The organism is Mycobacteriales bacterium (genome assembly GCA_030697205.1).
In the GTDB taxonomy this organism is placed as follows: Bacteria; Actinomycetota; Actinomycetes; order Mycobacteriales; family SCTD01; genus JAUYQP01.
Genome location: JAUYQP010000013.1, coordinates 157,866 through 175,802 on the forward strand (window position 1 = coordinate 157,866; position 17,937 = coordinate 175,802).

Annotated in this window: 14 protein-coding genes, 1 tRNA gene and 1 pseudogene; 4 read left to right on the forward strand and 12 right to left on the reverse strand. The window is 74.0% G+C overall.

Going from position 1 to position 17,937, the window contains the following annotated elements:
- Window positions 1–18: 18 nt before the first annotated feature.
- Window positions 19–1,056, reverse strand: coding sequence for a zinc-dependent metalloprotease (locus tag Q8R60_04110; protein MDP3711656.1), 1,038 nt, complete (start codon window positions 1,054–1,056; stop codon window positions 19–21).
- A 30-nt stretch (window positions 1,057–1,086) separates the two neighbouring features.
- The gene (dacB, locus tag Q8R60_04115) at window positions 1,087–2,445 is read right to left on the reverse strand and encodes a D-alanyl-D-alanine carboxypeptidase/D-alanyl-D-alanine-endopeptidase (GenBank protein ID MDP3711657.1); all 1,359 of its coding nucleotides are present in this window, start codon (window positions 2,443–2,445) and stop codon (window positions 1,087–1,089) included.
- Window positions 2,446–2,519: 74 nt separating this feature from the next.
- Here dacB and Q8R60_04120 point away from each other — a divergent pair, with 74 nt between their 5' ends.
- Together Q8R60_04120 and Q8R60_04125 are read left to right on the forward strand one after the other, a co-directional pair.
- Window positions 2,520–3,044 carry an inorganic diphosphatase gene (locus tag Q8R60_04120; protein MDP3711658.1) on the forward strand — a complete coding sequence of 175 codons (525 nt, stop codon included), beginning with the start codon at window positions 2,520–2,522 and terminating at the stop codon, window positions 3,042–3,044.
- A 3-nt stretch (window positions 3,045–3,047) separates the two neighbouring features.
- A complete protein-coding gene (locus Q8R60_04125) occupies window positions 3,048–3,815 on the forward strand; it encodes a TSUP family transporter (protein ID MDP3711659.1) in 768 nt (255 codons plus the stop codon).
- A gap of 182 nt (window positions 3,816–3,997) precedes the next feature.
- On the opposite strand, the gene Q8R60_04130 is transcribed toward Q8R60_04125, so the two are convergent.
- Window positions 3,998–4,327: a hypothetical protein gene (locus Q8R60_04130; GenBank protein MDP3711660.1), complete on the reverse strand. Its 330-nt coding sequence runs from the start codon at window positions 4,325–4,327 to the stop codon at window positions 3,998–4,000.
- Window positions 4,328–4,442: 115 nt separating this feature from the next.
- Between Q8R60_04130 and Q8R60_04135 the strand changes: the two genes are divergently transcribed.
- Together Q8R60_04135 and Q8R60_04140 are read left to right on the forward strand one after the other, a co-directional pair.
- On the forward strand, window positions 4,443–4,994 hold the full coding sequence (locus tag Q8R60_04135; GenBank protein ID MDP3711661.1) for an RNA polymerase sigma factor: 552 nt from the start codon (window positions 4,443–4,445) through the stop codon (window positions 4,992–4,994).
- On the forward strand, window positions 4,991–5,392 hold the full coding sequence (locus Q8R60_04140) for a zf-HC2 domain-containing protein (protein MDP3711662.1): 402 nt from the start codon (window positions 4,991–4,993) through the stop codon (window positions 5,390–5,392). The genes Q8R60_04135 and Q8R60_04140 overlap by 4 nt, the downstream gene beginning before the upstream one ends.
- 6 nt (window positions 5,393–5,398) lie before the next feature.
- Here the strand turns inward: Q8R60_04140 and Q8R60_04145 are convergent, their stop codons facing one another.
- The 9 genes and pseudogenes from Q8R60_04145 to Q8R60_04185 all read right to left on the reverse strand — a co-directional run bounded on the left by Q8R60_04145 (window position 5,399) and on the right by Q8R60_04185 (window position 17,682).
- Entirely contained in the window at window positions 5,399–6,637 is a 1,239-nt protein-coding gene (locus tag Q8R60_04145) for a bifunctional diguanylate cyclase/phosphodiesterase (protein MDP3711663.1), read from the reverse strand.
- 100 nt (window positions 6,638–6,737) lie between these two features.
- Window positions 6,738–7,286 (reverse strand): annotated as a pseudogene (locus Q8R60_04150) (PAS domain-containing protein).
- 510 nt (window positions 7,287–7,796) lie between these two features.
- Window positions 7,797–7,872: transfer RNA gene (locus Q8R60_04155), tRNA-Thr, on the reverse strand.
- An 81-nt stretch (window positions 7,873–7,953) separates the two neighbouring features.
- Window positions 7,954–9,132: a DNA polymerase III subunit delta' gene (locus Q8R60_04160; protein ID MDP3711664.1), complete on the reverse strand. Its 1,179-nt coding sequence runs from the start codon at window positions 9,130–9,132 to the stop codon at window positions 7,954–7,956.
- Entirely contained in the window at window positions 9,129–11,111 is a 1,983-nt protein-coding gene (gene tmk / locus Q8R60_04165) for a dTMP kinase (GenBank protein MDP3711665.1), read from the reverse strand. The genes Q8R60_04160 and tmk overlap by 4 nt, the downstream gene beginning before the upstream one ends.
- 61 nt (window positions 11,112–11,172) lie before the next feature.
- Entirely contained in the window at window positions 11,173–13,851 is a 2,679-nt protein-coding gene (gene topA, locus Q8R60_04170; protein ID MDP3711666.1) for a type I DNA topoisomerase, read from the reverse strand.
- A gap of 177 nt (window positions 13,852–14,028) precedes the next feature.
- Window positions 14,029–14,604 (reverse strand): hypothetical protein, encoded by a 576-nt coding sequence (locus Q8R60_04175; protein MDP3711667.1) that lies wholly within the window; start codon window positions 14,602–14,604, stop codon window positions 14,029–14,031.
- 109 nt (window positions 14,605–14,713) lie between these two features.
- The gene (locus tag Q8R60_04180) at window positions 14,714–16,162 is read right to left on the reverse strand and encodes a class I SAM-dependent methyltransferase (GenBank protein ID MDP3711668.1); all 1,449 of its coding nucleotides are present in this window, start codon (window positions 16,160–16,162) and stop codon (window positions 14,714–14,716) included.
- Window positions 16,163–16,371: 209 nt separating this feature from the next.
- On the reverse strand, window positions 16,372–17,682 hold the full coding sequence (locus Q8R60_04185; protein ID MDP3711669.1) for a choice-of-anchor P family protein: 1,311 nt from the start codon (window positions 17,680–17,682) through the stop codon (window positions 16,372–16,374).
- Between the last annotated feature and the right edge of the window lie 255 nt (window positions 17,683–17,937).

Below are 17,937 nucleotides of genomic sequence, written 5' to 3' on the forward strand. Positions count from 1 at the left end.
GCCGGTCTCAGGCCGGTGTCATGCCGCGGACGGGCCGTGCAGCCGGCGGACCCAGTCGTGCGGCGCGGTGATCTCCGCGCGGGTCGGCAGCGCCTCCGGCGACTCCCACACCCGGTTGAAGCCGTCCATGCCGACCGCGTCGACGGCGGCGTCGACGAACCGCTTGCCCTCGGCGTACTGCAGGGCCTTGAGGTCGAGACCGAGCAGCCGGCGCAGTGCGCGGTCGAGCGGCCCGCCGCGCTGGCCGCGGCGCTGCTGGAAGCGGCTGCGGATGTGGGCGACGGTCGGCACGACCGACGGACCGACGCCGTCCATGACGTGCTCCGCGTGGCCCTCGAGCAGCGACATGAAGGCGGTGACGCGGTCCATCACGACCTTCTGCTCGGGCGTCTGCAGCAGCTCGACCAGCGACCCGCCACGAGGGACCTGGGTGATCGCGGTTTTGAGCCGCTCGACGACGGCCGAGGGGTCGTCGAGGCCCGAGGCGGTGAGCAGCGCGCCGATCTCTGCGCGGACGTGGTCGTGCAGCCACGGCACCGCGGTGAACTGCGTGCGGTGGGTGACCTCGTGTAGCGCGACCCACAACCGGAAGTCGTGGGGGTCGACGCCGAGCTGGCGCTCGGTCTCGACGATGTTGGGCGCGACGAGGATGAGGCGGCCGCGGGTGCCCGCGGCGGTGAAGGCTTCGTACTGCCCGAGGACCTTGCCGGACAGGAAGGCGAGCACCGCGCCCATCTGCAGCCCGGTGACCTTCGAGGTGACCGCGGTCGCGAGGCCCGGGCCCTTGGAGAGCGTGTCGGCGAGCGGCTCGAGGACGACCTTGAAGCCGTCGACGTTGGCCGCGGCCCAGCCCGCGCGGTCGACGACGGTGGCCTCGAGCGGCTCCCCCGGCGGGACCAGACCGGTGACGGCACGGACGTGCTCCTCAGCGGAGACGGCGAGGCCGCGCAGCTCGGTGACGACGTCGGTCGCCTCGGCCCACGAGACCGTGGGCGGCGCCGGCGCGAGCCGGGCAGCGGTGGCCGCGGCGAGCGCGTAGTCGATGGGTCCGGTCACGCCGCCGACCCTACGTCGCGACCTCGGGGGTTAGCGGCAGCCGCAGGAGGCGAGCACCGCGGCGAAGCGGTCGAGGGCCGCCTCGGCCTGACGGGTGGCACCCAGGGGTACGCCGTCGGCGGTCAGGTCGAAGGCGAGCAGCCGACCGTCGCGCGTCCGCACCAGACCCGCCAGCGCGCTGACGCCGTTGAGCGTGCCGGTCTTGGCCCGCACCACACCGGCGGCGGGCAGCGACGGCCCGGTGCGGTAGCGCTTGGCGAGCGTCCCGTCGAAGCCGGCCACCGGCAGCCCGGTCAGCGCCGGCCCGAGCCGCGAGGCGTCACCGACGGCCAACGCCCGCAGGACCGCGGTGAGCGCCGCAGGCTGGACCCGGTCGTCACGCGACAGCCCGCTGGCGTCGACCAGGGCGAGCGACCCGCGCGGCACCCCGGCCTCCTCGAGCACCGCGGCGACCGCGGCGGCCGCGCCGGTGAAGGTCGCCGGCTGGCCCTTCGCCAACGCGACCTGACGGGCGAGCGACTCCGCGAGGTCGTTGTCGCTGCGCACCAGCATGTCCTCGACGAGCTGACCGACGGTCGGTGAGACGACGCTCGCGAGGACGGCGGCGTCGCCGGCGGCCCGGCCGCGGGTGACCGGGGCCTTCACGCCCAGGGCCTTCGCGAGCGCCTGCCCGGCGGCCAGCGCGGGGTCGGCGACCCGCGGCCCCCGGCCGGGGAGCGAGCGGCCGGAGTCGACAGCGAGGCTCGACACCGGCATGACGTCACCGCTCGTCACGTAGGTCGGCCGCCAGCCCGGGCCGAGCCGCGGGCCGGCGTAGAGGGAGTCGTCCACGAGCACGCGCGTCACCGTCGTACTCCCGAGCTGGGTCACGAGGTCGCGCAGTCTGGCCGGTCGCGGGTAGGCGGAGCCGGTGCCCGTCGACAGCAGCGGGTCTCCCCCGCCGACGAGCACGACCTCGCCCGCGGCGGCGCCCGCGACCACCCGGGTGGTGAGCCGGGCGGCCGGGTCGAGCGCGGACAGCGCCGCGACCGCGGTCACGATCTTCGCGGTCGACGCGGGCAGCACGGGCTCGGTGTCGCGCAGGGACAGCAGCGCCTCGCCGGTCTCGACGTCGACGACCGACACGGCCAGCCGCCCGGTGACCGCCGGGTCCGCCAGCACCGGGGCGAGCGCCCGTGTCAGCGCGGCCGTCGACGGCAGCGCGCCGCCGGTGGGGGCCGGGGCGAGCAGCGGCGTGCGGGTCGGCTCCGGCCGCGGGCTCAGCAGAGGCAGCGCCTCGACGACCGGCGCAGGGTCGTCCCCGTCGAGCACCAGCGTCGCCCCGCCACCACCGGCCAGGGCGATCGCCAGCAGCGCAGCGGTGACCCGGCTGCCTGTGCTGCGGAACACACTCACCCCTGTCCGGACGCCCCCTGCCGTGCGCGACACTAGGTGCCCGCACGATTTTCGAGGAGAGGCCTTCCGTGGAGTTCGACGTCACCATCGAGATCCCGAAGGGTCAGCGCAACAAGTACGAGGTCGACCACAAGACCGGTCGCATCCGCCTCGACCGGATGCTGTTCACCAGCACGCGCTACCCCAGCGACTACGGCTTCGTCGAGGACACCCTCGGCGGCGACGGCGACCCGCTCGACGCGCTGGTGCTGCTCGACGAGCCGACCTTCCCGGGCTGCCTCATCCGCTGCCGCACAATCGGCATGTTCCGGATGAGCGACGAGGCCGGCCCCGACGAGAAGCTGCTCTGCGTGCCCGTCGGCGACCCGCGGCAGAGCCACCTGCAGGACATCTTCCACGTGCCGGAGTTCGACCGGCTTGAGATCCAGCACTTCTTCGAGGTCTACAAGGACCTCGAGCCCGGCAAGTCCGTCGAGGGCGCGTCGTGGGTCGGTCGCACCGAGGCCGAGGCCGAGGTCGTCGCCTCGCAGAAGCGCTTCCTCGAGGACCCGCACGCGGTCGACCACAGCGGCGACCCGGACGCCAAGCACTAGCCGGTGCCGGACACCGGCGACCTGCTGCTCCTGCTGCTGGCGGCCTTCGCGGCCGGCAGCCTCGACGCGATCGTCGGTGGCGGCGGGCTGGTGCAGCTGCCGGCCCTGCTCCTCGTGCTGCCCGGCCAGCCGGTCGTCAGCCTGCTCGGCACCAACAAGCTCTCGTCGATCGTCGGCACCTTCTCCGCGGCGGTCACCTACTGCCGCAAGGTCCGCGTCGACCGGCCGACCGCGGTCCGGATGGCGAGCGCGGCCTTCCTGGGCAGCGCCCTCGGCGCCTACCTCGCGACCGTGCTCGACAGCTCGGTGCTGCGACCGGTCGTGCTCGTCGCGCTGGTCGCGGTCTTCCTCTACACCGCGCGCCGACCGTCGCTCGGCGAGGTCGAGGCGCTGCGCCTGACCCCTCGCCGGCAAGCCGCACTCGCCCTCGTCGGCGGCTTCGGGATCGGGGCGTACGACGGGCTCGTCGGTCCCGGGACCGGCTCGTTCCTCGTGTTCCTGCTCGTCGGCGCCGCGGGGCTGTCGTTCCTGCACGCCTCGGCGACCGCGAAGGTCGTCAACACCGCGACCAACCTCGCCGCGCTGATCCTGTTCGCTGCCGGCGGCCACGTCCTGTGGGGGCTCGGCCTGGCGATGGCGGCGGCCAACCTGCTCGGCTCGCAGATCGGCGCGCGCCTCGCGCTGCGGCACGGGTCGGCCTGGGTCCGCAAGGTCTTCCTCGTCGTCGTCGGCGTCCTCATCGCCAAGCTCGGCTACGACCTGCTCACCTGACGAGCAGCTCCCCGCCCGCCCCGCCCGCACCATCCCGGATGATCAACAGGGGATCTGCACGGGACACGCCGACGGGTCGCGTGCAGACCACCTGTTGATCAACGGGTGCACGACAGGACCGGGCCCGCGACGAGCGCGGACCCGGTCCCGGGTCGAGCAGGGGGTACGACGACCCCGGTGCGTCAGGCGGCCTTGACGGCGCGCACCGGCGCGATCTCCACCGTGGGCTCGCCGGCGCGGTGGCCGATGGCCGCCACGACCGAGCGGACGAACTCGCCGCCGCCGACCAGCGCGAGGCCGGTCATGACCGGGTGCATCCAGTCGCTGCGGAAGTCCTGGCCGAAGGACGTGAAGACCGAGTAGTCGAGCATCCAGGCGAAGCCGGCGGCGAGCGCGACGCCGATGGTGCGGGTCAGGGCGGTCGGGACCTTGACGGGCAGCAGCTCGTCGAGGCACTGCAGGACGACCGTGAGGCCGAGGGCGAGGCCGAGGAAGACGACGAAGGCGTACATGTCCACCACTCCAGTGGTGCGGTCGGCGGGGCGCCTTGCCCCGCTCACCTGGTTGGACCCGACGCGCGCAGATCGGTTACAGGGCAACCTGGCAGCGGTGCGGTGCAATGGCAGCGTGCAGGTCGACGCGGCGCTGGTGGCAGCCGTCCAGCGCGGCGAGGCCGGCGCCATGGACGCGCTGATCCGCGCGACCTACACCGACGTCTACGCGCTGTGCCGCCGGCTGCTCGGCGACCCCTCCGACGCGGCCGACGCGACGCAGGAGGTCTACCTGCGGGTCGTCCGCTCGGTGCTCGCCTTCCGCGGCGAGTCCGCCTTCGGCACCTGGCTGCACCGCGTGACGGTCAACGTCTGCATGACGCAGCTGCGCCGACGCGGTGACGTCCGGGCCCGCGGACAGAGCGCCGGCATCGAGGACTTCCTGCCCGACGAGCTGACCTCCGACGACGCCGGACCGGAGGAGCGCGCGGAGCGCTCGGACCTCGCGGCCCGCACCGCCTCGGCGCTGACCCAGCTCTCCGACGACGCCCGCGAGGTCGTCGTCCTCAGGGACGTGCAGGGGCTGTCGACGAAGGAGGCAGCGGAGGTGCTCGGCGTCAGCGAGGGCGCGGTGAAGGTGCGGCTGCACAGGGCGCACGCACGACTGAGGGAGCTGGTGGGGGCATGACCGAGCTGAGCAAGGTCTGCGAGGAGGTGCAGTCGCAGCTTCCGGCGTACGTCGACAGGTCACTGCCGGTGCTGCGCCGTCGACTGGTCGGCCTGCACCTGCGGCGCTGCCAGGCCTGCCAGGCGGAGTTCTCGCTGCAGCGCGACGTCGCCGCCGGCCTCGGCCAGCTCGCCGCTCCGGCCGACGACCCGCCCGAGGGTCTGCTCGACGCGCTGCTGGAGCAGGCCGCCAGTCCTGGGCTGAAGGGTCGCGCGGCAGTGCCGGCGCGCGGCGCGGTCAGCGGCAAGCGCCCGGCGCTGTCGGTCGCGCTGCTCGTCGCTGGCGCGGCCGCGGGGACCGGCGTCGGCTATGCCGGCTGGCGCGGCGCGAGAGCAGCCCGGTCGAGGCTGCGGCGCTAGCGGCTGCTAGGCAGACCGCTCCTTCGTGACGCTCACGAGCGCGGGACGGGGCGCAGGCAGCCCACCGGCGAGCAGCAGCGTCAGCGCGGCAGGCTCGAGCGGCCGCGCGATGTGCCAGCCCTGCAGCATCACGCAGCCGGCCGCGATGACAGCGGCCTGCTCGGCTGCGGTCTCCACGCCCTCGGCGATGGTCGTCGCCCCCAGCGCGAGGGCCAGCCTCGTCGTCGCCTCGACGATGGCGGCCTCCCTCGCACTGCGGACGGTGCCCGCGGTGAAGCTGCGGTCGATCTTGACGATGTCGACGGGCAGGTCACGCAGGTGCGACATGGAGCTGTAGCCGGTGCCGAAGTCGTCCAGGGCGATCCGGACGCCCATCGCCCGCAGCGCGGCCAGTGCCACAGAGGTCTCCTGCGGCCGCTCGACGACGGCGGTCTCGGTCAGCTCGATGACGAGGCGGCCAGGGTCGAGGCCCGTGGCGGAGCACGCGTCACGGACCCACGCCACGACGGCACCGTCCTCGACGCTGCCCGGGGTCACGTTGACCGACACGGCGAGCGACAGCCCGGCACGCTGCCACTCGGCGGCCTGTGCGCAGGCTCGCCCGACGACCCAGCGGTCGAGGTCCGGCAGCAGCCCCCGGTCAGCCGCCAGCCCGAGGAAGTCACCGGGCGCGAGCGCACCGTCGACCGGGTGCTGCCAGCGCAGCAGCGCCTCGGCGAGGACGAGCTCGCCCGTCGTGGCGTCCGCGATCGGCTGGTAGACGAGCGCGAGACCCGAGCCCGTCCGCAGCGCCTCGGCGAGGTCGGCCTGCAGCCGGCGACGCCGCTCGTCGCGCGCGCGCAGGGCCGGCTCGAACGTCACCACCCGGGCCCTCCCGGAGGCCTTGGCCTCGTAGAGCGCGGTGTCGGCGTCGCGCAGCAGCAGGCCCGGGGTCGCCCCGTCGGCGCTGCTGCCGACGGCGACGCCACAGCTGCCGGACACCTCGACGACCCGACCCGGTATCGCGACCGGCTCCTCGAGGGCGGCGAGCAGCCGGGCCGCCGCGCGCTCCGCCTCGCCGACCTCGCGCAGCCGGGACAGGCACACGACGAACTCGTCGCCACCGAGCCGGGTGAGCAGCTCACCCGCCCTGCAGACGCCCCGCAGCCGGGCGGATACCGCCTCGAGCAGCGCGTCGCCCGCGTCGTGACCAAGGCTGTCGTTGACCTCTTTGAAGCCGTCGAGGTCGACGAACAGGACCCCCACCAGTCCGTCCTGCGCGAGGGCCGCGGCCAACCCCTCGTGCAGTGCGGTTCGGAAGCCCCGTCAACGCGTCGTGGCGCGACTGGTGCAGCAGGTCGCGCTCGGCGGCGGCCCGCCTGGTCGTGTCCGTGCAGATGCCCGCGACGGCGTAGGGCCGGCCGTCTGCGTCGAGGAGCGGGAACTTCGTGACGTGCATGGTGCGGGTGCCGGTCGGGAAGCGGATCTCGCTCTCGCTCTCGACCACCCCGCCGCCCTGCAGGGCAGCCAGGTCGGAGTCGACCAGCCCCACGACGGCGGGGTAGCCGAAGACCTCGCCGGCGGTCTTCCCGAGCAGGTCTGCGGGGGTCTTGCCGTGCATCGCCGCGAAGGTGGGGTTGACGCGCACGAAGCGGCCGTCGAGGTCCTTGACGAAGACCATCGCCGGTGCGTTGTCGATGAGCTCGGCGAGCCGCCGCTCGCTGTCCCGGACGCGCCGGGCCTCAATCTCCACCCGACGCTCGGCCGCCTCGCGGTCACGCTGCGACCAACCCCACGTCACGACGCTGGCGAGGGCCGCCAGTAGGACGTAGCTGGCGTGAGCGGCGGTCGCCGCGAGCGGGTGCTCCCGCGACCACGGGTCGCTGTAGACGTCATCGCTGGCCCACACCCCCATGACGCCGTGCTCGACGAGGACGACGCCGAGGGCGAGCCCGAAGGGCACCCAGTCCTGGTAGAGCGCGAGCGCCGCCACCACCACGAAGAAGTGGAAGTGCAGGAAGGAGTGGCCCCCTCCGACGTGCACCACCAGGGCGGCGGCGAGGACGAGGCCGAGCGCGACCGCCCCCGACGCGAGGGTGCGGTGCGCCGTCCTCGCCGCGACGACGCACAGCACGGCCAGGCCCACGCCAGCGCTGACCGCGTGATCGAGGTCGTGGCCGTTGAGCAGCGCCCAGGCAGGCAGCAGCAGCGCGTGCCCGACGAGGAGGCGGAGCAGGGCGCGGTGCCGCCCCCACCACAGGGCGTCGGGAAGGGACCTCCCGTGCGGCAGGCTGGACAGCAGCGCGTCGACGGTCGGGCGGACGACGGGCACCCTGCCACGTTGGCAGCGCACGACCACCGTGTCGCCACTAGATGTGACGACGCAGCACCCTGCATCGCGGGCTACTGCGGAGTAGTCCAAGTGTGGAGCCGCCTCGGGGAATCGAACCCCGGACAACCTCATTACGAGTGAGGTGCTCTGCCGACTGAGCTAAGGCGGCGGGACCCGGACGCGAGGACCGGGACCGCGGCGTGAAGTCTAGGGCAGGCCGCACCGGCCTCGCTGCCGGGACGCGCGCCCGTCAACCGGTCCGCAGCGACAGCGCCATCGACTCGACGGCGAGCAGCGGCGCGACGTTGGCGTCGAGAGCCTCCCGGCAGGCGAGGACAGCGTCGATGCGCCGCAGGGTCGACTCCGGCGAGGTGGCCCGGGCGAGCTGGGCGGTCTGCTCGCCGAGGTCGACGTGGACGAGGTCGACACCGCTGCCGAGCTGGTGGGCGAGCACGTCGCGGTAAAACGCGGACAGGTCACCGAGCGCGCGGTCGAGGGCGTCGCGCTGGGTGCGGGTGCCGCGCGACTTCTGCCGCTTCTCGAGGTCCTTGAGCGCGCCGGCGGAGCCACGGGTCGAGCCGGTGACGCCCTTGCCGGTGGCGCCCTCGCCGAGCGCGGTCGCCAGGGACTGGCGCTCGGTGGCGTCGCGGCCGGCCGTGAGCTGGTCGGCCTCCTCCTTGGCGGCGTCGACGAGCGCCTTGGCGGCGGCCAACGCCGCCGAGACGCCCTGCAGCGAGCGCGGCAGCGACAGCACCTCGCGACGCTCGGTGCGGGCCTCTTCGTCGGTGGCGAGCCGCTTGGCGCGGCCGATGTGGCCCTGCGCGGCGCGGGCCGCGAAGGCCGCCATCGCGGGGTCGACGCCGTCGCGCTCGACGAGCACGCGGGCGACGTCGTCGACCGGCGGGGTGCGCAGCGAGACCAGGCGACACCGCGAGCGGATCGTGGGCAGCAGGTCGTCGACCGACGGCGCGCACAGCAGCACCACCGAGCGCGGCGGCGGCTCCTCGATGGCCTTGAGGAGCGTGTTGGTGGTGCGCTCCTCCATCCGGTCGGCGTCCTCCATGACCGTGATCTGCCAGCGACCGCGGGTCGGGGAGCGCGACGAGCGGGTGATGAGCTCGCGCGCCTCGTCGATCTTGAAGTGCAGGCCCTCGGGCACCACCACCGCGACGTCGGGGTGGTTGCCGGTCAGCGCCTGGTGGCAGGTCTCGCAGTGCCCGCAGCCACCCTCGGTGCACTGCAACGCCGCCGCGAAGGCCCGCGCCGCGACCGAGCGGCCCGACCCCGGCGGCCCGGTGAACAGCCACGCGTGGGTCATCCCGCCGGCCGAGCCGGTGCCTCCTGCGACAACCCCGGCGGCCGAGGCGACCGCCGCCTGCAGCTGCTCGACGACCCGCTGCTGGCCGACCAGCCCGTCGAAGACGCTCACGGGACCGCCACCGCGGGACGCACCGGCAGCACCACTGCGACCCGACCGCGTACGGCCGCGTGGACGACGTCGACCGGGGCCTCTGCGGGCACGACGAGGTAGCGCTCGGGGTCGCGCGCGGCGAGCTCGAGGAAGCCGCTGCGCACCCGCTGGTGGAAGGCCAGCGACTCGCCCTCGATGCGGTCGGCCCCGCCCCGGGTCGCCCGGGCCAGCCCCACCGACGGGTCGACGTCGAGCAGCAGCGTGAGGTCGGGGCGCAGCGCCTCGGTCGCCCACGTCGAGATCTTCTGCACGTCGTCGCGGTCGAGCGCGCGGCCGGCCCCCTGGTAGGCCAGCGAGCTGTCGACGTAGCGGTCGGTCAGCACCACCGCGCCCCGCTCGAGCGCCGGCCGCACGACCTGCGCGACGTGCTGGGCGCGGTCGGCGGCGTAGAGCAGGGCCTCCGCGCGCGGCGCCAGGGCACCGGTCGCCGGGTCGAGCAGCAGCGCCCGCACCTTGCGGCCCATCGGCGTCGCCCCGGGCTCGCGGGTGACGACGACCTCGTGGCCGGCCTCCTCGAGCCAGGCCGCGAGCAGCCGCAGCTGGGTCGACTTGCCCGCTCCCTCGCCGCCCTCGAGCGCGAGGAAGCACCCGGCGTACGACGGTTGTGCCGGCTTGCGGGCGAGTCGGTGCATCACGTCGCGGCGGAGCGGCACGCCCGGTCGGTCGTCCATCTGCCGCAGCGACGCGCGGCCGACCAGCAGGGCGAGCACCCCACCGAGCACGAGCGTCACCGAGACGCCGTTGACGTCCAGCGACATCCCGCCGACGTCGACGGTGCGCATCCCGATCGAGCCGCTGATGAAGGGCGTCACGCCGGTGACGACGAACAGGTCGATGCGCATCAGCGACTGCACCAGACCGAAGGTCCGGCCGCGCACCGCGTCGTCGACCTCCCCGCCCAGCAGGGTCAGCCCGACGACGTAGGCGAGGCCGGCGAAGGCCCCGACCGAGACCGTGGCGAGCACCGCGACGGCCAGGTTGGGGACGAGCGCGAGCACGATCAGCGACAGCCCGGCGCCGGTGATCGACGGACCGAAGACCCGCCTGCGCGACATGTCACCGATCAGCAGCGGCCCGAGCGCGATGCCGCCCGCGATGCCGACGAAGACCGCGCCGAAGAGCAGGCCGTAGGCGCCCTGGCCGCCCTGCAGGACCGTGTCGGCGAACAGCTGCCCCTGAGCGATGACGGCACCGCCCGCCGCGAGCGCGCCGAGCATCCCGACGAGCAGGCCCTTGACGAGCTGGCTCGACCGGGCGAAGGCGAGCCCCTCGCGGATCGACTCCAGCATCGTGAGCCCGCTGTCGCGCCGGCCCTCACCGGGGCTGTCGATCCGCAGTCCCGCGATGACCGCCGCCGACACCAGGAAGGTGCCGGCGTTGACGTAGAGCGCGAGGTCGACCGGCCGGGCCTCGAGCACGTTGCGCGACAGCACACCCAGCGCGGCGAAGATGCCGGCTGCCACCGGCGCGGAGCCGTAGGTCGCGAACAGCGACACCTGGTTGGCCCGCTCGAGCTGGGTCGGCCCGACGAGCTTGGGGACCGAGGCCTCCTTGGCCGGGATCCAGAACAGCGACGCCGTCTCGATGAGGAACGACGCGACGAGCAGCCACACCAGCGACCCGGCGAGCGGGATCGAGACGAACAGCGCGAAGCGCACCAGGTCGCAGACGACCATCGTGCGGCGCCGGTCGAAGCGGTCGACGAAGGCGCCTGCGACCGGCCCGAGCAGCACCGCGGGGAGCAGTCGCAGGACGAGCACGCCGCCGGTCGCGTAGGCCTTGCCGGAGAAGCCGTCGACCAGCTGCGCGGCCAGCGCCGTGGTCGCGAGGAAGCCGAGCCAGTCGCCGAGCGAGGACAGCGCCAGCGCCGCGAACAGCCGCCGGAACGGCCCCTTCGACAGGACCCCTCCCGTCGGCGGTGACGGCTCGCTGCTCACAGGCGCAAGAGTACGGCGCAGGGACGCGCCTTCCCGTCGTACCCGCTCCGCCTGTGGAGCGTCACGCCTTCTTGGCCGGGGCCTTCTTCTTGGCGGGGGCCTTCTTGCGGGCGGCGGTCTTCTTCACGACCGGTCCGCGGGCGCGACGGTCGGCGAGCAGCTCCATGGCGCGATCGTCGGTGAGGCTCTCCGGGTCGTCGCCCTTGCGCAGCGAGGCGTTGGTCTCGCCGTCGGTGACGTAGGGGCCGAAGCGGCCCTCCTTGACCACCATCGGCTTGCCGGACACCGAGTCGTTGCCGAGCTCCTTGAGGGGCGGCTTGGCGGCCGCGGCCTGGCGCCCGCGCAGCTTGGGCTGGGCGAGCAGGGCCTGTGCCTGCGCGAGGTCGACGGTGAACAGCTGCTCCTCGGTCTCGAGCGAGCGGCTCTCCTTGCCCTTGGAGATGTAGGGGCCGTAGCGGCCGTTCTGCGCCGTGACCTCCTCGCCGTCGAGCTCGCCGAGGGTGCGCGGCAGGGTGAGCAGCCGCAGGGCGTCGTCGAGGGTCAGGGTGTCGAGCGACATCGACGCGAACAGCGAGGCCGTCGGCGGCTTGTCCTTGGAGCCCTCGGGCAGCGTGACGCTGACGTAGGGGCCGTAGCGGCCGGCCTTGGCCACGACGTCGAAGCCGGTGTCGGGGTGCTGGCCGAGGACGCGGTCACCGGACGGGGCACTCGCCAGCTCCAGCGCCAGCGCCGGGGTGAGCTCGTCGGGAGCGAGGTCCTCGGGCAGCGAGGCGCGCAGCTGCTCGTCGCCGTCGGGGCCGACCTGGACGTAGGGGCCGTAGCGGCCGACGCGCACGACGACCTCGCGGCCGTCCTCGGTGCGGCCGATGCGCAGGCTGTTGACCTCGCGGGCGTCGATCTCCTCGAGCCGGTCGCCGACCAGCTTCTTCAGGCCGCCCTGGCGGGCCAGGCCGCCCTCCTTGCCGTCGGCGCTGCCGAACCAGAAGCGGGACAACCAGGCGACGCCGTTCTCGGTGCCGCCGGCGATCTCGTCGAGGTCGTCCTCCATCGAGGCGGTGAAGCCGTAGTCGACGAGCCGGCCGAAGTGGCCCTCGAGCAGCCCGATGACGGCGAAGGCGAGCCAGGTCGGGACGAGGGCCGAGCCCTTCTTCCAGACGTAGCCGCGGTCCTGGACGGTCGTGATGATGGAGGCGTAGGTCGAGGGCCGGCCGATGCCGAGCTCCTCGAGCCGCTTGACCAGCGACGCCTCGGTGAAGCGGGCGGGCGGGCTCGTCGTGTGGCCGCTCGGGGTGAGCTCGTCGACCGCCAGGCCGTCGCCGACGGCGACCTTGGGCAGCCGGCGCTCGGTGGACTCGAGCTCGGCGTCGGGGTCGTCGCTGCCCTCGACGTAGGCGCGCAGGAAGCCCGGGAACGTGATGACCTTGCCGGTCGCGCTGAACTCCGCGTCGGTGCCGTCGGCGGTCGTCGCCCCCAGGCGGACGCTGGCCGTCACGCCGCGGGCATCGGCCATCTGCGAGGCCACGGTGCGCTGCCAGATCAGCTCGTAGAGCCGCAGCTCGTCACCGGACAGCTCGCGCGCCAGCTCGCCGGGGGTGCGGAAGACGTCGCCGGAGGGACGGATCGCCTCGTGCGCCTCCTGCGCGTTCTTCACCTTCTTGCTGTAGGTGCGCGGCGCGTCCGGGACGTACTCCGGCCCGTAGAGCTCGCGGGCCTGGGCCCGGGCGGCGTTGATCGCCGTCTCCGACAGGTTGGTGCTGTCGGTGCGCATGTAGGTGATGTAGCCGTTCTCGTACAGCCGCTGGGCGGTCTGCATGACCCGCTGCGCGGAGAAGCGCAGCTTGCGCCCGCCCTCCTGCTGCAGGGTGCTCGTCATGAACGGCGCGTAGGGCTTGCGGGTGTAGGGCTTGTCCTCGACCGAGCGCACCGCGAAGGGCACCCCCGCGAGCCGCTCGGTGAGGCTGCGCGCGCTGGCCTCGTCGAGGCGGGTGACGGTCGCGCCGGCCTTGAGCCGCCCGGTCTCCTGCTCGAAGTCCTTGCCGGTCGCGAGGCGGGTGCCGTCGACGGCGACGAGCGTCGCGCTCAGCTGGCGGGGCGCGGTGGGGTCGTCCTGCTCCCCGGCCTGGAAGGTGCCCTCGACGTCCCAGTAGGACGCCTCGACGAAGGCCATCCGCTGCCGCTCGCGCTCCACGACGACCCGGGTCGCCACCGACTGCACGCGGCCCGCCGACAGCTTCGGCATGACCTTCTTCCACAGCACCGGGCTGACCTCGTAGCCGTAGAGCCGGTCGAGGACGCGCCGGGTCTCCTGTGCGTCGACGAGGGCGCGGTCGAGCTCGCGCGGCGTCTCGACGGCGTGCTGGATCGCGGCGGGGGTGATCTCGTGGAAGACCATCCGCCGGACCGGGACCTTCGGCTTGAGGGTCTCGAGCAGGTGCCACGCGATGGCCTCGCCCTCGCGGTCCTCATCGGTCGCGAGGAAGAGCTCGTCGCTGTCCTTGAGCAGCGCCTTGAGCTTCGCGACCTGCTGCTTCTTGTCGGCGCTGACGACGTAGAGCGTCTCGAAGTCGTTGTCGACGTTGACGCCGAGCCGGGCCCACGGCAGGCCCTTGTGGCTGGCGGGCACGTCGGCGGCGTTGCGCGGCAGGTCGCGGATGTGGCCGATGGAGGACTCCACGACGTAACCCGGGCCGAGGAAGGAGGCGATCTTCTTGGCCTTGGCTGGCGACTCGACGATGACCAGCCGGTTGCCCGACGCGCGGCGCTTGCCCCGCGCAGGCGCGCCGCCGGAGTCGGTCTCGGCGGTCGGGTCGTCGGTGTCGGGCACGTCTCTCCAGTGGTCACGGGCGGTGCGGGCAGCGCAGAGTGTTGCTGTCGGGCGGGGCGATCTGTCAAACGGCGGGGTCCCGGCGAGTGTCGCCTACCCCCTCGGCCAGCACCCCTCGGGGGCGTCAGGCGGCGGTGCGCCGACGAGCTCGGCGAGGCGCCGCAGCCGCTTGGCACCCACGACCTTGTACGCCGGACCGCCGCCTCCGTCGGGCAGGAACACCGAGGGGATCCCCGCTCCGGACAGCGCCGACCCGATGGCCGGCCAGGCCTCCTCGTCGTGCTGCCCGAGCCGCAGCACGACGCCCTTGTCGTCGGCGGCGCCCGCGGCCAGGCACCACCAGCGCAGCTTCGCGCCGTCGAGCGCGAAGCCGGCAGGGGGTCGCTTGACCGCGCCCGAGGTCCACCGCTCCGCCATCGGGCGCAGCTCCTCGAGGACCGGGGTGCGCACGACGAGCTCGTCGTCGGAGGTCGTCGTCACCTCACCGGACAGGCCGAGGCCGTCGAGTCCGGCGAGCAGGGCCAGGCTGCGCCAGGCGTCGGTGACGAGCACCGACAGCCGCGCGCCGTCGTCGGTGAGTGTCGCGCGGCCGGGCCCGGCGAGCACGCCCTCGAGGTCGTCGAGCGCAGGCGGCATCGCCTCGGCGCTGAAGAACGACAACTGGCTCACCGTCCGACGGTAGCCGCCGGTGGGCGTCGCGTGCGGGACGCGGGCCGGTCACCCCGTCGACCGACCGGCCGTTCTCCACGCTGCTGCCCGGCCGGTGCCTGGTCCCTGCTCAGCCCGGGACGGGCAGCAGGAAGCCCTTGCGGACCAGCGCCTCGGCGACCGGCACCACCTGGTCGCAGACCTCGCCGACGGGCTCGTCGAGGGCGGTCGCGAGCACCTGCACCAGCTGGCCGAAGGGCACCGTCCCGTCGCAGCCGGCGACGAGCGCGGCACCGTGGTCGTCGATGCCGCCCGACCAGCGCAGCCCCGTCTCCTGCTGGAGCCGCTGCGACACCGCAGCCCAGCCGTCGGGGTCCGCCGCGCCCACCTGGACCAGCCGGACGTCGTCGCGCAGCCGCAGCCGCAGGTCGAGCAGGTCGCCGCCCAGCGCGTCAACCCTGCGGAAGTGGTCGACGACCTCCTCGCCCCAGGTGGCCGCGGTCTGCTGCGGCACGTCGTCGAGGCGCACCGTGCCCGTGCCGCTGACCGGCCGGCGCAGCGCGACGACCCCGAAGGCCACCGCCTCCACCCGCTCCGCGGCGAACCACTCGGTCCACGGCGCGTAGAGGTCGTCGAACCGCTCGCCCTCGTCGGTGTCGCGCAGCCAGGCCGTGACGTAGTCCTCCGGCGCCGCGACCTCGCGCTGCACGACCCAGCCGTCGCAGCCGGTCTCGCGCAGCCACTCGAGGACTCGCTCGTCGCCGTCCTCGCCCTCGAGGTGCAGCCAGCTGGCCAGCAGGACCGCGTGACCGCCGGGGACGAGGACGTCGGGCAGGCCGAGCAGCAGCCGCCGGCACACGTCGTCACCGGCCATCCCGGCGTCGCGGTAGGTGTAGCGCGACGCCGGCCCGACGACGAACGGCGGGTTGCTCACCACCAGGTCGAAGGCCTCGCCCGCGACCGGCTCGAGCAGCGACCCCTGCCGCACGTCGATCTCCGCGCCCGCCAGCGCCGCGGCCAGCCGGGCGTAGCCGACCGCCCTCGGGTTGGTGTCGGTCGCGACCACCGCGTCGGCGTGGTCCTCCGCGAGCAGCGCCTGCACGCCGGACCCGCAGCCGAGGTCGAGCACCCGCCTGACCTCGTCGCGCGGGGTCGCCGCCGCCAGCGTCAGGCTGGCCGCCCCCACACCCAGCACCTGCTCGCGCTCGACCAGCTCACCGGACCGGCCGGGGTCGTGCGGGACGACGACGTCGACCCCGCCCTGGCGCACCGGCTGCAGCCGCACCGGACAGCGCACCTCACCGCCCCCGGCAGGGACCAGCCACGACAGGGGTACGCCGGCGTCCGTGGCCAACCGCTCCGGCACGGACGCGCCGACCACGAGCAGCCGGGCGAGGACGTGGAGCGGGTCACCGCCCTCGGTGCGGCGCAGCAGCGGGGCCGTCTCGCCGCGGTCGAGGTGCTCGCGCGCGCCCGCCCCGAGCAGGTCGTCGAGGGCCGCGGTCGACCAGCCCGCGGCCTGCAGGGCGGCGCGCAGCCGGGGGGCGTCGGGCAGCAGGACGGCAGGGTCGGCGAGCACCCCCGGACGCTACCCACCCGCCCGCACGAACCCACCCAGCCCACCGCCCCTCACCGGAGATCATCAGGTGACCAGCACGCGACACCCCGGCGAGTCCCGCGCCGATGACCTGTTGATCATGCGGGGGCGAGGGCGGGGGCGAGGGCGGGCACGCGACGAGGCCGGCCCCGTGGCGGGGACCGGCCTCGTCGTACGTCGTGCGGGTGCCGCTAGCGGGTGGCGAAGCGGCGGGCGCCGAAGGCGGCGCCGACGGCGGCCAGCGCGCCGAGGGCGAGCAGCGGCTCACCACCCGTGCGGGGCAGGGTCGGGACCACCGGCGGGACGACCGGCGGAACGACGACCGGCGGCTCGACGAACGGCGGCTCGACGAACGGCGCCGGGACGGTGATCGGCGCGAGCGGGCCGCTCACGAAGTCACCGTGGGGGCCGCAGAACAGCTCAAGGTTGTTGTAGTAGGTGCCGGGCGCGACGTCGGCCTTCACCTTGACGACGAAGGTCTGCACGACGCTGGCCTTGGCGCCGATGGTCACGGCGTCGGGGCGCAGGATCGCGTCCTGGCCGCCGTCGGCGCGGACCGGCAGCGGGGTGTCGACCGCGGTACCGAGCGGGCCGGCGGTGGAGACGAACTCGACGGCGCTCGGCAGGTGGTCGACGAACCTCAGCACTTCGCAGTCCTGCGCGGAGGTGTTGGTGACGGTGGCCTTGTACGTCACGGTCGTGCCGCCCTTGGCGGTGCCGGGGGTGGCGTCCTTGGCGAAGGTGATGTCGGGCGCGCCGACGCCGGGCGGGTTCTGGCTGCCGCGGCCGTTGGCGCACACGACGCCGGACACCGCGTGGCTGATGATGATGTCGCCGCGGATGACCGTGCCGCCGACCGGGAGGACCCCGAACTCGGACGCGATGATGTGGATGCCGTTGACGACCAGGCCGCGGCCGTTGGCGGCCGGGTGCTGCTCGTTGAGGATGATGCGGATGCCCAGCAGGTCGAGCGCGGGCGTCGCGACGACGGTGTTGGGGGCGACGAGGCCGTCGGGGATGACCGACGCGCCACCGATGGTGAGACCGACGATCTCGGTCGAGCCGGTCGGGGCGTTGGTGCAGTCCGTCTGGGACGTCGTGGTGATCGCGTCGACGTGAAGGGCGACCGGGGCCGCGACCTGCAAGGCGTCGACGTTGGTCAGCTGCGCGCCGCCGAGGGCCTTCGGGACACCGGCCGCACCGGTGCAGACCGCGGACGCACCGCTGGTCACGACGGCGGCCTCAGCGACCTGAGCGTCTCCCAGCGGGCCGATCAGGGAGTTCGTCGCGGGAGCGCCCTGCGGCAGGCAGGACGACGCGGTGGCGCCCTCCGTCAGTTCGATCGGCACGTTGCCGGCGAGGAGCGTGGTGTCGATGATGAGGCCTGCACCCTCGGCGAAGGCGCCGTCGACAGCGGCGGCCTGCGCCGGCGCTGCCGGCAGCAGCACGAGCCCGGCAGCGGCGAGCAGCGCCGCCCCGCCGACTCGCAGTCCGGTGGTCATCTGAGTGCGCACGGTCGTTCCCCTCGGAGTGGTGCACGTAGGTCAAAACAAGAACATGTCCTGATCTGTCCTTCGGCGGCAGGTTAGCCCGTCTTGACCAACGATCGATGCCCTTCTGTCTCGCGCCCGACACGTCACAGACTGGCCCGTCCGGCTCTGCGCGAGGCGTTTCGGACCGCGTGTCCGATTTTCGATTGACCACTCTGTCGCGGGGGTCACAACGCGGGCCGGGCCCGCCCTGACGTGCAGGACGGG